This window comes from Neptunomonas sp. (assembly GCF_016744175.1).
Taxonomy (GTDB): domain Bacteria; phylum Pseudomonadota; class Gammaproteobacteria; order Pseudomonadales; family Balneatricaceae; genus Neptunomonas.
Genome location: NZ_JADGEV010000005.1, coordinates 57,325 through 75,350, shown reverse-complemented (window position 1 = coordinate 75,350; position 18,026 = coordinate 57,325). Strand labels below are relative to the sequence as shown.

The 18,026-nt window shown below is 43.5% G+C and carries 19 protein-coding genes; 7 read left to right on the top strand and 12 right to left on the bottom strand.

All coding sequences use genetic code 11. The features are described from left to right. Positions 1–97 precede the first annotated feature (97 nt). Together QZZ55_RS03425 and QZZ55_RS03420 are read right to left on the bottom strand one after the other, a co-directional pair. A complete protein-coding gene (locus QZZ55_RS03425) occupies positions 98–1,423 on the bottom strand; it encodes an HlyD family type I secretion periplasmic adaptor subunit (protein ID WP_293265330.1) in 1,326 nt (441 codons plus the stop codon). A gap of 9 nt (positions 1,424–1,432) precedes the next feature. Then, entirely contained in the window at positions 1,433–3,553 is a 2,121-nt protein-coding gene (locus tag QZZ55_RS03420) for a type I secretion system permease/ATPase (protein ID WP_293265328.1), read from the bottom strand. 69 nt (positions 3,554–3,622) lie between these two features. Between QZZ55_RS03420 and QZZ55_RS03415 the strand changes: the two genes are divergently transcribed. Further along, positions 3,623–3,985, top strand: a complete 363-nt coding sequence (locus QZZ55_RS03415; RefSeq protein WP_293265326.1) for a hypothetical protein — start codon at positions 3,623–3,625, stop codon at positions 3,983–3,985. Here QZZ55_RS03415 and QZZ55_RS03410 read toward each other — a convergent pair. From QZZ55_RS03410 to QZZ55_RS03400, 3 genes are all read right to left on the bottom strand, one after another. Further along, positions 3,982–5,562, bottom strand: a complete 1,581-nt coding sequence (locus tag QZZ55_RS03410) for a tetratricopeptide repeat protein (RefSeq protein ID WP_293265324.1) — start codon at positions 5,560–5,562, stop codon at positions 3,982–3,984. The two genes, QZZ55_RS03415 and QZZ55_RS03410, sit on opposite strands and share 4 nt — an antisense overlap. A gap of 114 nt (positions 5,563–5,676) precedes the next feature. Beyond that, positions 5,677–6,903, bottom strand: a complete 1,227-nt coding sequence (locus QZZ55_RS03405; protein WP_293265322.1) for an argininosuccinate synthase — start codon at positions 6,901–6,903, stop codon at positions 5,677–5,679. A 109-nt stretch (positions 6,904–7,012) separates the two neighbouring features. Continuing rightward, positions 7,013–7,873, bottom strand: a complete 861-nt coding sequence (locus QZZ55_RS03400; RefSeq protein WP_293265320.1) for an OmpA family protein — start codon at positions 7,871–7,873, stop codon at positions 7,013–7,015. 186 nt (positions 7,874–8,059) lie between these two features. Here QZZ55_RS03400 and rnt point away from each other — a divergent pair, with 186 nt between their 5' ends. Next, a complete protein-coding gene (gene rnt / locus QZZ55_RS03395) occupies positions 8,060–8,689 on the top strand; it encodes a ribonuclease T (protein WP_028471436.1) in 630 nt (209 codons plus the stop codon). A gap of 117 nt (positions 8,690–8,806) precedes the next feature. Here rnt and QZZ55_RS03390 read toward each other — a convergent pair whose 3' ends face one another. Together QZZ55_RS03390 and grxD are read right to left on the bottom strand one after the other, a co-directional pair. Beyond that, entirely contained in the window at positions 8,807–9,409 is a 603-nt protein-coding gene (locus QZZ55_RS03390) for a peroxiredoxin C (RefSeq protein WP_293265318.1), read from the bottom strand. Positions 9,410–9,478: 69 nt separating this feature from the next. Then, positions 9,479–9,817 (bottom strand): Grx4 family monothiol glutaredoxin, encoded by a 339-nt coding sequence (gene grxD, locus QZZ55_RS03385; protein WP_293265315.1) that lies wholly within the window; start codon positions 9,815–9,817, stop codon positions 9,479–9,481. Positions 9,818–10,094: 277 nt separating this feature from the next. Here grxD and QZZ55_RS03380 point away from each other — a divergent pair, with 277 nt between their 5' ends. The 3 genes from QZZ55_RS03380 to QZZ55_RS03370 all read left to right on the top strand — a co-directional run bounded on the left by QZZ55_RS03380 (position 10,095) and on the right by QZZ55_RS03370 (position 13,268). Next, a complete protein-coding gene (locus tag QZZ55_RS03380; protein WP_293265313.1) occupies positions 10,095–11,297 on the top strand; it encodes an aspartate aminotransferase family protein in 1,203 nt (400 codons plus the stop codon). 49 nt (positions 11,298–11,346) lie between these two features. After that, positions 11,347–12,252, top strand: a complete 906-nt coding sequence (gene argF, locus QZZ55_RS03375; RefSeq protein WP_293265311.1) for an ornithine carbamoyltransferase — start codon at positions 11,347–11,349, stop codon at positions 12,250–12,252. Between the two features lie 101 nt (positions 12,253–12,353). Beyond that, positions 12,354–13,268, top strand: coding sequence for a LysR family transcriptional regulator (locus QZZ55_RS03370; RefSeq protein WP_293265309.1), 915 nt, complete (start codon positions 12,354–12,356; stop codon positions 13,266–13,268). 85 nt (positions 13,269–13,353) lie between these two features. Here QZZ55_RS03370 and QZZ55_RS03365 read toward each other — a convergent pair whose 3' ends face one another. Then, complete coding sequence (locus tag QZZ55_RS03365) at positions 13,354–13,740, bottom strand: carboxymuconolactone decarboxylase family protein (RefSeq protein WP_293265307.1); 387 nt, start codon at positions 13,738–13,740, stop codon at positions 13,354–13,356. Between the two features lie 222 nt (positions 13,741–13,962). On the opposite strand from QZZ55_RS03365, the gene QZZ55_RS03360 reads away from it, so the two are divergent. Both QZZ55_RS03360 and QZZ55_RS03355 read left to right on the top strand, forming a co-directional pair. Next, positions 13,963–15,318, top strand: coding sequence for a class II 3-deoxy-7-phosphoheptulonate synthase (locus QZZ55_RS03360; RefSeq protein ID WP_293265305.1), 1,356 nt, complete (start codon positions 13,963–13,965; stop codon positions 15,316–15,318). Next, positions 15,315–15,644 carry a YqcC family protein gene (locus tag QZZ55_RS03355; protein WP_293265303.1) on the top strand — a complete coding sequence of 110 codons (330 nt, stop codon included), beginning with the start codon at positions 15,315–15,317 and terminating at the stop codon, positions 15,642–15,644. The genes QZZ55_RS03360 and QZZ55_RS03355 overlap by 4 nt, the downstream gene beginning before the upstream one ends. A 78-nt stretch (positions 15,645–15,722) precedes the next feature. Here QZZ55_RS03355 and QZZ55_RS03350 read toward each other — a convergent pair whose 3' ends face one another. The 4 genes from QZZ55_RS03350 to QZZ55_RS03335 are packed head-to-tail and all read right to left on the bottom strand — an operon-like array spanning position 15,723 to position 18,007. Beyond that, positions 15,723–16,124: a CBS domain-containing protein gene (locus QZZ55_RS03350; RefSeq protein ID WP_293265301.1), complete on the bottom strand. Its 402-nt coding sequence runs from the start codon at positions 16,122–16,124 to the stop codon at positions 15,723–15,725. Then, positions 16,121–16,471 (bottom strand): P-II family nitrogen regulator, encoded by a 351-nt coding sequence (locus QZZ55_RS03345; RefSeq protein WP_293265299.1) that lies wholly within the window; start codon positions 16,469–16,471, stop codon positions 16,121–16,123. Before QZZ55_RS03345 ends, QZZ55_RS03350 begins: the two co-directional genes overlap by 4 nt. 4 nt (positions 16,472–16,475) lie before the next feature. Next, on the bottom strand, positions 16,476–17,285 hold the full coding sequence (locus QZZ55_RS03340; RefSeq protein ID WP_293265297.1) for a DUF1538 domain-containing protein: 810 nt from the start codon (positions 17,283–17,285) through the stop codon (positions 16,476–16,478). Beyond that, the gene (locus tag QZZ55_RS03335; RefSeq protein WP_293265295.1) at positions 17,285–18,007 is read right to left on the bottom strand and encodes a DUF1538 domain-containing protein; all 723 of its coding nucleotides are present in this window, start codon (positions 18,005–18,007) and stop codon (positions 17,285–17,287) included. Before QZZ55_RS03335 ends, QZZ55_RS03340 begins: the two co-directional genes overlap by 1 nt. Positions 18,008–18,026: the final 19 nt, after the last annotated feature.

Sequence of the window (18,026 nt, the reverse complement as noted above, 5' to 3'; positions counted from 1 at the left end):
AATATCAAAAAAGGATAGCTTAAAAAATGATATTCACCACAATCACACAGAATTTAAATGGCTATTATGAAACAAAGCACTGCGAAACATAACAAGCTTAACGTTCGGTTAATGCTCGATTTTTTCCTTTAAGTATTGGTTTCAACAAGTAATCCATTACTGTTTTTTTACCTGTCATAATATCAACGCTCACTGTCATTCCGCTGATAAGAGGCAAGAGTGCCTTTTCTTTACCTATATACGGTTTATCTGTTTTTAAGCGAACAATATAATGCGGCATACCTTCTTCATCTAATACCGTACTCGGAGAAACAAAGCTAACTTCTGCATCGACACCACCGTATATACTAAAATCATAAGCAGATACTTTAATCACGGCTCTTTGCCCTGCATTAACTTGAGCAATATCGGAGGGCTTTAGTTTAGCTTCAACCAATAACGTATCTTCCCACGGTATAATATTAATAAGCTCATCACCGGGTTGAATAACCCCTTCTATTGTATTTACTAATAGCTGCTTAACCGTTCCCTTTACCGGCGCACGCACTTCTGTACGCGTTATTTTGTCTTGCATACCATTCAGAGCTTCTTTCAAGCGCGACCCTTCTGATAAAACCTCGTTAAGCTCGGCTCGAGCGACACTGATAAATTGCAACTCAGCTTCAGCGAGCTTTTGCTTCGTTTCGCTCAACGAAGATTTAATACGAGGAATACTGAGACGAACCCCGTCTAACTCACCTCTTAGATCGTTAACTTGACGTCTTAAACGCAAAAACTCAACTTCGGAAATAACGCCCTCACTAACGAGAGGCTGTGTGATTTTAACTTCTTTATTTAACAACCCATAACTACGCGAAAGCTGCGTTTTCTTTGACTCAGCTTGACGTAATTCTTGACGTTTTTGAGCCACCTGCTGCTCTAAAATATCCAATGTTGCTTTTAGTTCATTATTACGCGCCACATGCAATGTCTGCTCTTGCACAATTAGAGCCTTATACTCCAGAGGAAAGTCATCAGGAATCACAAAAGGCTCGCCAGCCGCTTCAGCTTTTAATCTTGCCGCCTTCGCAAGCAACTCTAGTTCACGCACTTTATTCTCTTTAAATGAACTCGCAAACCTTGTGTCATCAATACGTAAAAGCACTTGCCCTTTTTCTACAAGATCACCCTCTGAGACTAAGATATCAGAAATAATCCCCCCCTCTAGGTTCTGCACTACTTGTAGCTGCTTAGAAGGAATAATTTCCCCTTCCCCTCTACTTATTTCATCCAACGTAGCCCAGTTAGCCCAAGCAATAGCGATTATCACAAAAACAACCATGCTCCAAAGAAGCATGCGAGCTCCTTTAGGCGTTTGCTCCAGCATCGCTTCACTAACACTGGGCATATATAACAAATCATCCGTAGATAATTTCTGATTCATAACATTTCCTTAACGCTGAATGTGCAGACGTCCCTGCTTAAGAGCGTCCAAAACCACTGCTTTAGGGCCATCAGCCACTACTAAGCCGCCGTCCATTACAATAATCCTGTCAACTAGCGACAACAGTGACATTTTATGGGTCACCAAAATGACTGACCGACCTTTGCCATATAACTCCAACTGCCCCCGGATATATTCCTCCGAAGCGTTATCCATTGAATTAGTCGGCTCATCTAAAATAAGAATGGAAGGTTTATGTATTAATGCTCGCGCTATAGCAACCGCCTGACGCTGCCCTCCTGACAATGCCGCCCCACGCTCCCCTACAGGCAAGTCAAAGCCTAAAGGGTGCCGATGTACGAAACTGTCCACACCCGCTAATGAAGCAACCTCTAACAACACCTCGTCTCCTACTTCAGGAGAGCCCATTACTATATTATCTCTTACTGTTCCGTCGAAAAGCATGATGTCTTGCGGGACATAACCTATGTGCCGGCGTAGATCAACAGGGTCAATCTGATTCAGATCTATGTCATCCAAACGAATAGAGCCACTATCAGGCTTATAAAGCCCCATAATCAACTTCTCTATAGTTGTTTTCCCCGAACCAATACGACCAATAAGTGCAACTTTTTCACCTGGATTAAGTTTAAACGAAGCTTTTTCAAGGGACACCTGCTCAGCGCCAGGGTATTTAAAATGCACGTCTTTAAATTCAATTTTCCCTGTTAACGTTGGTCGGTGCACAAACTGTCGATCTTTATCCCTCTCATCAGGGAGCTGCATAATACTATCGAGTGTTTCAAGTGCAGTACGAGACTGGTGAAAATTAGTTATTAAACTTGCTACTTGCGCCATAGGCTGAAGCACACGCCCAGTCAAAATCACACACGCGATTAGAGCGCCCATGGACAATTCACGCTCAGCAATAAGGTAAACACCATAAACAACCAAAGAAACAGAGCAAAGCTGTGTGACTAATCCTGCAAAATTCATTACCGAATTTGATAACATTTTTGCATGCATACCCCATTTGGCAATATACCCGACAGCTTGCTCCCAGCGAAGCTGCAAAGAAGAAGCTGCACGTTGTGTTTTTACCGTCTCCATAGCAGTTAAACACTCAACCAATGTTGAATTCTTCTCCGCAGAGGAGGCAAAAGTTTTTTCTACAGCAATTTTAAGCTTGCCTGTGATAAACAATGAATAGATAACAATAATGGGAACACCCACGAGCGGAACAATCACTAACGGACCGCCGATCATGCCAATAACGATAAGAAAGATCACAGCAAAAGGAAGATCAATCAAAATAGAGTTAGTCGTAGAGCTTAAGAAGCCTCGAATACTTTCAAATTCACGCAAATTATTTGAAAATGCCCCTACCGAGCGAGGCATTACGGCATATTGTAATGACATTACTTTTTCAAAAAGCATGGAAGATAATAAAATATCGGTTTTCTTTCCGGCCAACTCAATAAAGTAAGCACGTAACATTTTCAGACCAAAATCAAACAAGTAAACGATAAAAACACCTATCGCAAGCACCCATAAGGTTTCTATGGCGCTGTTTGGAACCACCCGGTCATAAACATTCATTACAAATAAAGGGTTCGCCAGAACAAATAAATTTATCAAAAACGATGCGATCAATACGTCTCTGTAAATTTTTGCAGACCGCCAAATAGTTCCCCAGAACCAATGTCCCTCTTGTTGATCTAACACTCGAGAAACTCGTTCAGTGAAGCGGTATTCTAATCGTACAAAAATAGCATGGCCGGAGTAATTGCTTTCTAAATCATCCAAGGACAATCGGTGAGCCCCGCCACTTTCTGGCTGGATAATGACGGCCTCACCTGTTTCAGTATCAATTTCTTGAAAAATACAGGCTTGGTCATCATTAAGTAATAAAACAACCGGCAAGGTAAGCGGCGAAATGCCGGATAACTTTCGCTTGACGATCCTGGAGGAAAAACCCGCTCTTTTAGCCGCTCTCACAAAGAGCTTGGGAGTCAGCTTATAATCAATAAGCGGCAACCCTTCGCGGAGAACATCAGCCGACATAGGGCGGTGGTTCTGCTGGGTCAAATGCACTAAACAATTAAGAAGTGGGTCTTGCACTGCATCCATTATCTTGACCAATATCTACGAAAGCCTACATACTAGCATGTATCTAAGTAACTGAAAGAAGAATGGTTTATGTTATATGCACTACGTAACTCAGAAGGTCGCATTACAGGCTTATCAGAAACTTTGCAAGAAGGCGCTGAAGCCGTCGATCTAAAAAACCCTGACGTTTTAGCTTTTCTATCACTCAACGACGGCGAAATGACTCCAGATGCTTATCTAGACAATTCAGATACAGGCATTGCCCGTATCGTTGAAGATTTGGTAGAACTTATGGTGTCACGAAACCTCATCACCTTCACTGATCTACCCGATGCTGCCCAAAGAAAACTACTAACACGCAAGCTAGCACGAAAGCTGATTAACCAGGATGATGACGAACAAGACGACAGAGAGAACACATCCATTTTATCTGATGATGACTCTTGGATTTAACGCGCTTCAATTCTCATCTGAATCTCAGAATAACGCTGTAAAAGCACCTTAAACCGCTTGTGTTGTTTTATTGAAAAAGCACCGAAATTCAATTGATTCAAGCGCAGTAAACAGTCTACCCAATCCTGAAGTGAAAGATCACTGCCTGCTTTAGGCTTTATTTCGAGCGTAACCTGGGTCAAATTAAGAACCAATGCAACACTTCCTTCGCGTTCTTTATCTGCCTGGCGAAATAAACCATTAGCACCCGCTAGGTCTTTATTTTTATATTTTTGCAACCCTGCCTTCATAAAAGTAACCCAAGCAGGTGTTTCTTTTGCTTGTAGCAACTGAGCCCTGATCAGCCTCACTTCATCAGAAAAAGACATACCGTCAGTAGCATCTACAACCCAATCCAACCAGCGCCACTGGTCAGCAATAGACATTTGCTTGAACAACTCCATTGCTTGGCGAATTTCTGCTTCCTCTAACTCCTCGTTCCCCAGCACTTTTCTCAACTCTGCGAGCACAAGATGGGCCCTAAATTGCACGGACATATCATCGGAGAAGTCCCTACTCACATCTTCCATTGCTCTAATCGCTTCAAGCTCAAGCTCTTCCTTCTTATCAGCTTTTACTTGGTATTGGGCTATAAGACAGCGCACTAACGAAAAATAATGATCAGGATGCTGAAACACCGAATAACGTGAATATTTCAATACCGCACGAAACGCCTCAATAGCCAACGGCCATTCTTCAGCGTAGGCTGCCAAATTACCCATTTCTGACTGCAACTGAGGCACCGTGGGTTGTAGCATCACAGCTTTACGCATTAAGGTGATTGATTGTGATACATCGCCGCATACCTGCATACTTCTCGCCAGCCAAGAAAAAGCTTCAACCGAAATATGCTGCTGATCTACAACTTGCTGTAAAATTTTAATAGCATCAGTATGGCGCCCCAGAAAATAAAACGACATGCCCTGCCCGACTTGCGCCCACACCTGTTTACGAGAAACAACGAGTTGACTAAACAGCTTTTCAGCATCCTGGTAACGCTTCGACTCCAATAAGCAAACACCTTGTAGACGCTCTAGGTAAACTCTAATACCGGGGTATACGTCAATTAAGCGCGCACAATAATCAAGCGCCATCCCCCATTCTTCTTTGTCCATCGCCTCTTCTACGCGATACACAACTTTTTTGACACGTTGCAATTTTTCTAACAGGTTTTGAATTTTCGCACGATCATATGGACGGGTGATATAAGCATCAGGCGCACTTTCAAGCGAACCTACGAGCAGAGATGATGAAGTAGAGTCAATAATCAGTAAAAAGCGTGTTTGGAAAAGACGTAATCGTTCAGCAAAAGCTTCCTGCACCAGTTGCAGGCCATTCTTCTCAGCTTTCCCCATATCATAAGCAACAAGAACAATATCAAACGCCTGCTCACGCAGGTAGCTAACCGCCATATTAACAGATGCAGCCCCTTCTACCTGCTCAAAACCCAAGCCCGACACGATATCTCTCAGCCCAGATAATTCATCAAGCTTATAGTCGACAATCAGAACTGATTTTCCGAAACGGCTGTTTGACATTAACTCGCATCTTTAAAAAACATAAACCAATATAAATCAGCCTATTAGAAAAACGCTTTTTATACAAAAAAACCCGCTATTGAGCGGGTTTTTTTCATATTTTACTTTTAGAAATCAATCCTCAAGCAAGTTACGACCTTTACCAGCAGCGATACGCATACGAAGTGCATTCAATTTAATGAAGCCTTCAGCATCTTTCTGATCATACGAGCCTGCATCATCTTCAAATGTAGCAATGCTCTCATCAAACAAGCTATCATCAGAACGACGACCAACAACAACTACATTACCTTTATAAAGTTTCAGACGAACATCGCCGTTCACATTACGCTGGCTATAGTCGATCATCTGCTGAAGCATCTTACGCTCTTCTGACCACCAGAAGCCATTATAGATCAACTTAGCATATCGAGGCATTAATTCATCTTTTAAGTGTGCAGCTTCACGATCCAACGTAATAGACTCAATAGCACGATGCGCTTTCAGCATAATCGTGCCACCCGGTGTTTCGTAACAACCACGCGCTTTCATACCCACAAAGCGGTTTTCTACGATATCCAAACGGCCAATGCCATTTGCGCCACCGATTGTATTCAGATTTTCTAGTACGGTTGCTGGAGAAAGCTCTTCACCATCAATTGCTGTAATATCGCCGTTAGTATAAGTCAACTCAATATATGTTGGCTTATCTGGTGCAGCTTCTGGAGAAACAGACCAACGCCACATGTCGTCTTCAGCTTCAGCCCACGGCTCTTCTAGAACGCCACCTTCATAAGAGATATGAAGCAGATTGGCATCCATTGAATAAGGTGATTTTTTCTTGTTCGTTGAGAAATCAACAGGAATATCATGCTCTTCACAATACGCCATCAGTGTTTCACGCGACGTCAGATCCCATTCGCGCCAAGGAGCGATAACAGTTACACCAGGCTTCAGTGCATAGGCACCCAACTCGAAACGTACCTGATCATTACCTTTACCTGTAGCACCGTGAGAAATAGCATCAGCACCGGTCTCATTGGCAATTTCAATTAAGCGTTTAGAAATAAGAGGCCTAGCGATTGAGGTACCTAACAGGTATTCACCTTCATAAACAGTGTTAGCACGGAACATTGGGAAAACAAAATCACGTACAAATTCTTCGCGCAGATCATCAATATAGATCTCTTTCACACCCAGCGCTTCAGCCTTAGCACGAGCAGGTTCAACTTCTTCGCCTTGCCCCAAGTCTGCTGTAAATGTAACCACTTCACAGTTATACGTTTCCTGCAACCAGCGGACAATAACCGATGTATCCAATCCACCAGAATAAGCCAGTACTACTTTTTTAATATCGGACATCAACAAAGAGCTCCACTGAATAACAGTTGTGCACAACCACAACTATGAGAATAGACTTTTCAAAGCGCGATATTGTAGCAGCTCTTAAGCAGAAGAAACACATCCATGATTAACGCTCAAGACGAATCGTCACGCGTCGATTTCGAGCACGGTTCTTTGCCGATGTATTTGCAACAACCGGGTAGCGCTCACCGTGGTATCGAGTAGTAAGCACTTTTTCATCAATACCTTGAGCAACAAAATAACGTGTTACTTCTTCAGCTCTTTGTTTTGATAAGTCGCGGTTTAAAAGCCTTCGCCCACCATTGTCAGAATGGCCATCTACATAAACAGACGCCACTCGATCGTCTGCTTTTATATACTCTATGATAAGATTCAAGCGATCTTTCGTTGAGTCAGAAAGGCGCCATTGTGCTGGCGGAAAAAGTACGGCGGTTCTTGCCACTTGTCGATAATTTACAGGCAGCAACTGATCTACACATTCAATATAGTTATTATAGGATTTCTGAAAGTTAGCTGCTGACAACCCTACACGCAGCACTTCGTTTGAACCCATCCAACCAGTCATTGTGAACGTCGGCGACATCCCACGATACAGGGACACCAACATCTCCCCAGCATAATCAGACTTAACACTCACAAGACGGTCACTTGCTTTCACATTTACTACACCGATAAGTTCAGGTGACACACCCGGCTGCCAAGCAGAAGCCTCTGCAACCAATTTAACTTTCCCAGACAAACTACCCTTTTGAGTAGGCAAAAGCTGAAAAACAGCTTTTTCACCCGCTTCATGAAAAAATCGAGCAACACCATAAGAAGGAATGACCTGTTCCAATCGACATGAAAATTGCGACGTTTCCACATCCCATGTCGACTGATCAATAGCCACCATAAAGGTTACCGCATGCACTGCATGCAGAGGTAACATAAACACGATCAAAAAGAACAGCTTAATTCTTAGTTTCATAATCCGGACAACAATTTAAGAGAAAACTTCCAACAGCCAAAGAACAACTATAAGCTCTAATACGAATATGGGACACTTCTGTTTGGCTAACATCAATTCTGGCTGCTAGAATGTCTCGAATGAAAGAACATTTCAAGCAGTCATTATTAAGGATACCTTTTGAGTAATAATACAATCTCTCAGTTAATGTCTGAGCGCTTTCGCGGTTATCTACCTGTGGTTATCGACGTAGAAACAGCTGGCTTTAATGCTCGCACTGATGCATTACTGGAAATTGCTGCAGTAACTCTGACAATGGACGAGCAAGGATACCTGATCATTGATCAAAGTTTTGTTGCTGAAGTTGAGCCTTTTGAAGGCGCCAATCTAGAGCAAGCAGCTTTAGACTTCACAGGTATAGACCCTTACGACCCTAACAGAGAATCAATACCTGAAATCCAAGCGATGGAACAGATATTCAAGCCTATTCGACGTGCGGTAAAAGCACATGGGTGTAAGCGAGCGATATTAGTCGGCCATAATGCTTCTTTTGATCATGGCTTTGTTAGTGCAGCGGCTTCTCGAGTAGACATGAAACGCAACCCTTTCCACCCCTTTTCAACATTTGATACAGCAGCGTTATCAGGGCTTGCCTACGGCCAAACTGTTTTAGCTAAAGCATGCGATGTTGCCGGCATTCCTTTTGATGGAAAACTAGCGCATTCAGCATTGTATGACACAGAAAAAACAGCTGAGCTATTCTGCGGAATTGTTAATCGCTGGAAAGACCTTGGCGGCTGGGACATGGTATTAGCTTTACAAGATCACGACGACTAGCTTAACGAATAACAACCTCGAAATTGATGTCTGCCATTGACTAGAGCAAAACACAAAATCTAGACATAAAAAAACCCGCCGCTTTAACAGCGCGGGTTTTTTATTGCCTCTAATTTATTACAGCTTATCAGACTCTGCTGTTAGGTATGCAGCAACACCATCTGGAGAAGCATTCATACCTTTATCGCCTTTATTCCAACCAGCAGGGCAAACTTCACCGTGCTCTTCATGGAACTGCAACGCATCAACTAAACGGATCAACTCATCCATGTTACGTCCTAATGGCAGGTCATTAACGATCTGCGAACGAACATTACCTTCTTTATCGATCAAGAAAACGCCACGAAATGCAACACCAGCATCATGCTCAACATCGTACGCTTTACAGATTTCATGCTTAACGTCAGCTACCAACGTATACTTAACAGGACCAATCCCGCCATCGTTGATAGGTGTGTTGCGCCATGCGTTATGCGTGAACTGAGAGTCGATTGAAACACCGATAACTTCAACGCCACGCTCTGTGAACGCGCCCATACGGTGATCAAGTGCGATCAACTCTGAAGGACAAACGAAAGTGAAATCCAGTGGGTAAAAGAATAGCAAACCACATTTTCCATTGATTGCTTCTTTAAGATTGAAACCATCTACAATCTCACCATTACCCAGTACTGCAGCAGCAGTAAAGTCAGGAGCCTGTTTTCCTACAAGTACGCCCATTGTTCTCTCCGATATCGTCCGGTTTAATATTCAAAAATAAGGATAGCAAAATGACTACCTTAAAAATTCTTACTCGCTTGCTGCGCTATCATCAGCTTCAGCAGCAGCTTTCACTAGAGTATCTAGTTCACCTGACTCAGCCAGCTCACAAATAATATCGCATCCACCTACTAGCTCACCGTTAATCCACAGCTGAGGAAAAGTAGGCCAATTCGCATATTTTGGTAACTCAGAACGAATCTCTTGGTTTTCCAAAATATTTACAAATGCAAATTTCTCTCCGCATGCCATCAGCGCTTCTGATGATTTTGATGAGAATCCGCACTGAGGGAAGCGAGGGGTTCCCTTCATATATAACAGGATTGCATTGCTATCGATCTGTTCTTTAATGGTATCAATTACGCTCATCTGGCTACCTTCTGAAGACACTGATGTTATTTGAGACTTATCATAATAAATTAGAAAAATTTTACCACATACCCAACCATATTACTCGGGTAAGGCATCAAAAAAAACAACACACAACCTGCCGCTTTTTTCTACTATTAGACCTTTTATGGTGTTTACCTCAAAGGATTTCAAGTTGATGATCCTTCATAGTTGCGAAAAAAGACTACTATCAATAGAATGATGTTCTTTAAATGGCAGCCATGGCTGCCTTTTTTCGTTGTAGGGAGAAAATAATATGGCGCAACAGCCTTTAATGAATACTTACAATCGACTCTCCGTCAGTTTTGAACGCGGAGAAGGCTGCTGGCTGTTTGATACTGACGGCAACAAATACCTCGATGCTCTTTCTGGTATAGCCGTCTGCGGACTTGGGCATGCACATCCTGCTGTCACACATGCAATTTGCGAGCAGGCTGGCCAGCTAATCCATACTTCTAATTTATACAAAATACCTTTACAAGAAGAGCTTGCTTCACGCCTTACTAACATTTCAGGGATGGATAAAGTCTTCTTTAGCAATTCAGGTGCTGAAGCAAATGAAGCGGCTATCAAAATAGCTCGCAAATTTGGTCATGCTAAAGGGGTCGACAAACCTTCCATCATTGTTATGGAAAACTCTTTTCATGGCCGCACTGTTGCAACACTGAGTGCTACTGGAAACCGGGCAGCCCAAGCAGGCTTTGAACCTCTTCTTAATGGGTTTGTCCGCGCACCATTTGACGATGTAGAGGCTATTCGCGCTATAGCCGCTAACAATAAAGATGTTGTCGCCATCCTAGTAGAACCTATCTTAGGTGAAGGCGGTGTTCAAGTTCCCGCTGACGACTACCTCGTTGAATTAAGGGCTATTTGTGACGACAATGACTGGCTTCTCATGCTGGATGAAGTACAAACCGGCAATGGTCGAACAGGTCGTTATTTTGCTTATCAGCACACCTATATCATCCCTGATGTTGTTACCACTGCAAAAGGCCTAGGAAACGGTTTCCCTATCGGTGCATGTCTTGCAAAAGGTCGTGCTGCTAGCACTTTCGTGCCAGGCTCCCATGGATCAACCTTTGGCGGCTCTCCACTTGCTTGCGCTGTTGGTTTAGCTGTAACTGACACGATCATGAATGAAAATTTATGTGAACGTGCAGCAACACTAGGAAAACGAATCCTCGATGGCTTTGAAGAGCAACTAGGTGGCACGAATTATATTAAGGAAATTCGCGGCAAGGGCCTAATGATTGCTATTGAGCTTAACGAAGCTGGCACAGAACTTGGCATATTAGCTAAAGTTAAAGGCATCCTTCTCAATATCACAGGTGGCGGTCATGTTGTTCGCCTATTACCACCATTGGTAATGACCGACACAGAAGCTGACCTGATGGTTAACACGCTTTCTAAGCTAATCAAAATTTATGCCGCTGACGAACGCTCTAAGCCTAGAAGCTAACTACTGCATTATTTCAACTTGGAAAGCCGCTTAGGCGGCATTACGGTATATGAATACAAGACATTTTTTAACACTTCAGGACCTTTCTTCTGAAGAGCTAAAACAGATTATTAAGCGCGCCATAGAACTTAAAGCCATTCGTAATAGAGGTGAAGTCTACTCGCCTCTTAACAACAAAGTCATGGCAATGATTTTTGAGAAGTCCTCGACCCGCACCCGCGTCTCTTTTGAAGCCGGCATGTCCCAACTGGGCGGCCATGCAATGTTCCTATCTTCTCGTGATACTCAGTTAGGCCGCGGAGAGCCCATTGAAGATTCTGCACGTGTGATTTCTAGCATGGTCGATATAGTGATGATCCGTACATTCGGTCATGACATTATCGAAACTTTTGCTAAGCACTCAACAGTGCCTGTTATCAACGCACTAACGGATGATTACCACCCTTGTCAGCTTTTGGCTGACATGCAGTGCTTCTTTGAACACCGCGGCGACATCAAAGGCAAAACGGTGACATGGATTGGCGACGGCAATAATATGTGCCACTCCTATATTAACGCTGCTGCACTGTTAGACTTTACATTAAACATTGCATGCCCAGAAGGGTTTGATCCTGATCCAGCCCTTGTATCAAAGCACCATGATAGAGTGAACATATTCAGAGATCCGAAAGAAGCAGTGAAAGGTTCACATCTTTTAGTTACTGACGTTTGGGCATCCATGGGACAAGAAGATGAGCAAGAAGCCCGTCTTAAAAGCTTCGAAGGCTACCAAGTAAACCAAACGCTAATGGATATGGCACACCAAGACGCTATATTCATGCACTGCCTTCCTGCACATAGAGGTGAAGAAGTCAGCCATGAGATGATGGATGACCCAAGATCTGTCGTTTTTAATGAAGCAGAAAACAGATTACACGCCCAAAAGGCACTCATAGAGTTCTTGTTAGTAAAATAAGAGTAAACGGCCGATCGACACTAAGATTGGCCGTCCCCCCCCTTTTCCGTCTACACTGTGAATATCTGGTATTTCATACAGCTCTATTTCAGGACTGATGCATGATTGAATTAAGACATCTCAAAACACTTTCAGCCTTAAGGGATGCTGGCAGCTTAGTCGAAGCAGCCGAACGCGTTCACCTTACACAATCAGCCCTATCCCACCAGATTAAAGATTTGGAAGACCGGCTTAATTGTTCGTTATTCATACGCAAAACAAAACCAATTTGTTTCACCTCTGCAGGACAACGACTACTAACACTAGCTGACGATGTTCTGCCAATGATACGTAACTCAGAAAGGGATATAGCCCGCCTTGCCGGAGGTGAAACAGGACGATTAAACATTAGTATTGACTGCCATAGCTGCTTTGACTGGCTAATGCCTACCATTGATCGTTTTCGCCAAAATTGGCCCGAAGTAGAAATGGATTTATCTAGCGGCTTCACTTTTCAGCCATTACCCGCACTAGCTCGAGGCGATTTAGATTTAGTTATAACCTCCGATCCCGAAGAACGAAATGGTATTACTTACATTCCTCTTTTTAGCTACGAGTCTGTTTTAGCACTCAGCAAACGCCACAAATTAATTTCACGCAAGTTCATACAAGCACAAGATTTAGCACACGAAACTGTCATTACTTATCCCGTCGACCAAAACCGACTTGACCTATTTACTCGCTTTCTTGAACCGGCTTCTGTTGAGCCCCACGCTATTCGCACTGCTGAGCTTACGCTAATGATTCTCCAGTTAGTAGCCAGTGGACGAGGGGTTGCCGCACTGCCTAACTGGGCACTACATGAATATTTACAGCGTGAATATGTGGTAGCAAGACCTCTAGGAGAAAAAGGCGTTTGGTGCACACTTTATGCCGCTATTCGCAAAGACCAAAAAAACGCTGAATTTATGGTCGACTTCTTAAGCACCGCTAAAGAGGTCTCCTTTAGCACACTAACAGGTATAAAGTCGGCGTAGATAAGCTTTGTTTATATCTGCCATCACACATCAATAACTCTGTAATCAGTACACAGAGTTATTGAACAACAGACCACTTAACAATTTATTTATTACTCGCTTCATATTCATCTAGCGCTTCTTTAGCTGCTCTAAATGCTTCTTGAGCTGCCGGTGCACCGCAATACACAATGGAGTGCAATAACACTTCTTGGATCTCTTTCGGTGTGCAACCATTATTCAGCGCGCCTCGAACATGCCCTTTCAATTCTGCCGGTGCCTTAAGCGCAGCCAGCATACCAATAGTAACCAGAGAGCGAGTACTTCGAGGCAAGCCATCGCGCTGCCAAGTAGATCCCCAAGCATGCTCATTTATCCAATCCTGAACAGGCTGCGTTAGCTCGGTTGTATTGTCGATAGCACGCTGAACGAACTCCTCACCCATCACTTCTGTACGGACCTTTAACCCATTTTCATAATCTTCTCTCGACATACCATTACCCTCGTTGCAATTTTATGATGATTAATTTGCTTAAAATGACCCAAAGGTTACACCATAGCAGCGCTAGAAATGAGCTTTATACCTGCTTAAACCCTTACTACAGGCACTATCAACTCTTCTCAAACACATTTCATGACTTCAACACTTGTTTATTAGTGATGATTCCTTACACTGTGTTGCTCTTATAAACCCTGATGATATAGACGGATCACCATGACTATCTGGACCCCAAGCAGCTGGAGAAACAAACCCATTGTACAACAACCAACCTACGCAGACGCCAACAAGGTTCGTCTTGTAGAACAACAGTTGGCAGACTTTCCTCCCTTGGTGTTTGCGGGCGAAATCCGCTCATTACACAAAAAACTCGAACAGGTATCACAAGGTAAAGCCTTTTTACTTCAAGGCGGTGATTGTGCCGAAACCTTTACCGAGTTTAATGCCAATAAAATTCGCGATACATTTAAAGTCTTATTACAAATGGCTGTCGTCATGACATTTGCAGGCAGTGTTCCTGTGATTAAAGTAGGACGTATGGCAGGACAATTTGCCAAACCTCGCTCTTCTGATGTTGAGACAAAAGATGGCATTACATTGCCTACTTACCGCGGCGACATCATCAATGATAACGCCTTCACACCCGAAGCACGCATCCCAGATCCAGAGCGTCTATTAAAAGCATACAATCAATCAGCAGCCACGCTTAATCTTCTACGTGCTTTTGCTCAAGGCGGCTTTGCTGATTTGCACCAGGTACACCGCTGGAACCTTGGCTTTGTAGCAAAAAGCCCATTGGGTGAAAAATACCAACACATGGCCGACCAAATTGATCAAACTCTCGCCTTCATGGAGGCGTGTGGCATTCATGCAGAGAACACTTCGCAGATCAATGAAACGGCGGTTTATACCTCTCATGAGGCGTTATTACTAGGCTACGAGCAAGCGCTTACTCGCCAAGACAGCATAAGCCAAGATTGGTATGACTGTTCTGCTCACATGCTCTGGATTGGTGACAGAACACGCCAAGCCGATCATGCTCATGTTGAGTTTCTACGCGGTGTACAAAATCCAATTGGTATCAAAGTAGGTCCAACCACAGCACCAGATGACCTCATCCAGCTGTTAGACATACTAAACCCCAACAACTTGCCTGGGCGCATAACACTGATTGCTCGGATGGGCGCCAAACAAATTACCGATAAACTGGCGCCTTTAGTAAGAACAGTCAAAAGTGAAGGGCGCCATGTAGTATGGAGCTCTGATCCAATGCATGGAAATACCATGACAGCGACTAGCGGTTACAAAACCCGCAGTGTTGACGCTATTCTGGAAGAAATCCAAGGCTTCTTTGCAGTTCATCGTGCCGAAGGAACACACGCAGGTGGTGTTCACTTAGAGATGACGGGCAATAACGTTACTGAATGTATCGGTGGTGCATTTAAGATTACTGAAGAAGGTTTAGCGCATCAATATGACACTTTCTGTGACCCTCGACTTAATGGAGAGCAAGCACTAGAACTTGCTTTCATGATTACTGACACAATGAAAGCTGCAAGAAGTCAGTCATGAAAGATCAACATGACGAACTCTTAAACATTCTTAATGCCATTTCAAGCGAAATGGCACTTAAGAAATTATGGCAGTCTACGCCCCCGGCTGATGAAGCCCTTAGCAGTACCCAGCCTTTTTGTGTTGATACGCTAACATTTTGCGAATGGATACAATGGATAATGCTGCCAAAGCTAGAAAGCATGGCCCAGTCTAAAGTCCCACTACCTAACAATAGTGATATGTTTTCGATGGCCGAAGAGGCATTCAAGCGTGCCGAGCAAGATACAACAACCTTGCTTGGTTTAATTTTACAACTAGATAACTGTTTACGTACTGCTCATTAGAACGAGAATAGTTACAGCAGAGAACCAGAGTCTGCTGTAACTTTCAAAGTTCATATCGGCAAGTCACTGCTTGTATAATTACAAGCGCAAACCTTCCAATACAATTTCATTGTAACTAACAACACCCATGACAGCCCCATCTTGAATGACCGGTGCAGTAGATAAGCCGAAGTTCTCAAACAACCTAGCGCAATACTTCACATCCATTTGCGGATCTACAGCTACAACCGGCTTTGCCATCACCTCATAAACATTCACTCGTTCAGGAGCTCGGTCTTTCGCTACCACCTGCTTAGCTATGTCAGAGATAAGCAAAATACCATACTCATCGTCATCGTGGCGCTTATTAATAATTAAGACAGACGCCTTACGGGCCTTGAAAATATCCAAAGCCTCACGAATAGTCGTTAACCCATCAACCATTCCATAATCTTGGGTCATTACATCACGTACGCGCACAATGGTATGTTCGCGGCTCATAGCTCTTCCTCCACCACATCAGACAATGCTTCTATTTGGTGCGCCACACCTACTGCATCTTCAACGTCTAGTTGAATAGCGATTCCTCGCCCTGGGGCCTCATCAAAACCAGCAACGTCTGAGATAGTTTCTAAAATCTTACGACTTAGGTGCTCCTCAACAATAAACAACAATACATCACGCTGAGTTTCTAAGGACAAACCAAAAAAAGTCTTGGTCTTAACGACCCCCTCTCCTCTGGCGTTGTTAATAATAGTTGCCCCTGTCGCTCCCGCTTCTCGTGCAGCCTTCATCACTGTATCGGTTTTACTGTCTTCTACAAACACCAACAAAAGTTTGAAATGCATCTATTCACTCCTTGCTGCCAGCCAAACTGGCAGACTCGCTTTTCTTAGCACGTTTTTCCATCCATTCAATCATTTGCGCGTAACCCATTACGGTAATAATAGGAAACAAACTAGCAAAAGCAATCAGACCAAAACCATCAATTAAAGCACTGCGCCCCGGTACAGTTTCAGCCAAGCCAAGACCTAGCGCAGCCACCAACGGCACTGTAACTGTCGAGGTAGTTACACCACCAGAGTCATAAGCAAGCGGGATAATTAACTTAGGCGCAAACATAGTTTGTGTCACCACAACAATGTAGCCACTGATAATAAACCAATGAATTGGGTAACCTGTAACGATTCGCCATGCCCCCAATGAAATGCCGACAGCCACGCCTAAAGCAACAGCTAAACGTAAACCCCATACACCAATTGCACCACCGGATACTTCATTGGCTTTAATCGCAACAGCAATGAGTGAAGGCTCGGCTATTGTAGTACTCGCACCAATAGCAAAAGCAAAAATATATACCCAGTAATAATCGCTCCAGTGCAGCACATCACCAACAGAGGACCCCCATTGGCGAAGAAAATCAGGATTTGTCAGCTGTTCAGCCATAAGTCGACCAATAGGAAACAGAGCCTTTTCCAGCCCTAACAAGAATAGAGCCAAGCCGACTAGTACATAGACAAAACCAATAATGACTTTTTTAAGATTAGGAATACGCCTACGAATAACCAGAAATTGAAAACCAAACAGTATCACGGCAATAGGGATAACATCCCTAACGGTTGATTGAAGTACAACCCAAAACTCATTCAATAAACCCAACATCAAATCACCATGCCGTAAGCCATCACAAAAATCATCGGCGTTAATGAGGCAAATGCGATCAAACCAAAGCCATCTATCATAGGATTACGTCCCTCAATAGCAGACGCTAATCCAACCCCTAAAGCAGTTACCAAAGGCACCGTTATAGTAGAGGTTGTAACACCTCCTGAATCATAGGCAATACCAATGATTTCTTTGGGAGCCAGCATAGTCATAATAACAACTAAAAGGTACCCACCGATGATCATCCACTGAATAGACCAGCCTTTTAGAATTCTTAGCACCCCCAAAACAATCGCCAAGCCTACAGAAAACGCAACGGTTAGGCGCAGGCCCGAGGCATAGCTTTCTTGTGCTGCTTTATCAATGGCTATCATCCCCCCTTCCGCAGCAACAGTAGCCGCCTCAGCGGCCACCGCTATTAACGCGGGTTCGGCGATGGTTGTACCAAACCCCAATAAAAAAGCAAAAGCGAGCAACCAAAAGACACTACCTTTTCGGGCGAATGCATGAGCCATGCTTTCACCGATCGGAAACAATCCCATTTCCAACCCAAAAATAAAGAATGTCAGCCCCAAGACGACACACAACAAACCTATCACCAACCCTAAAAAGTCAGGTATGGGCTGTTGCAGCACAAGTAGCTGAAAAAAGGCAATAACAAGAATAATTGGCAGTAAATCTCTTAAACTACCTAACATTGAACGAAAAAGTGCGACCATTCCTACTTTCAATTTCCTT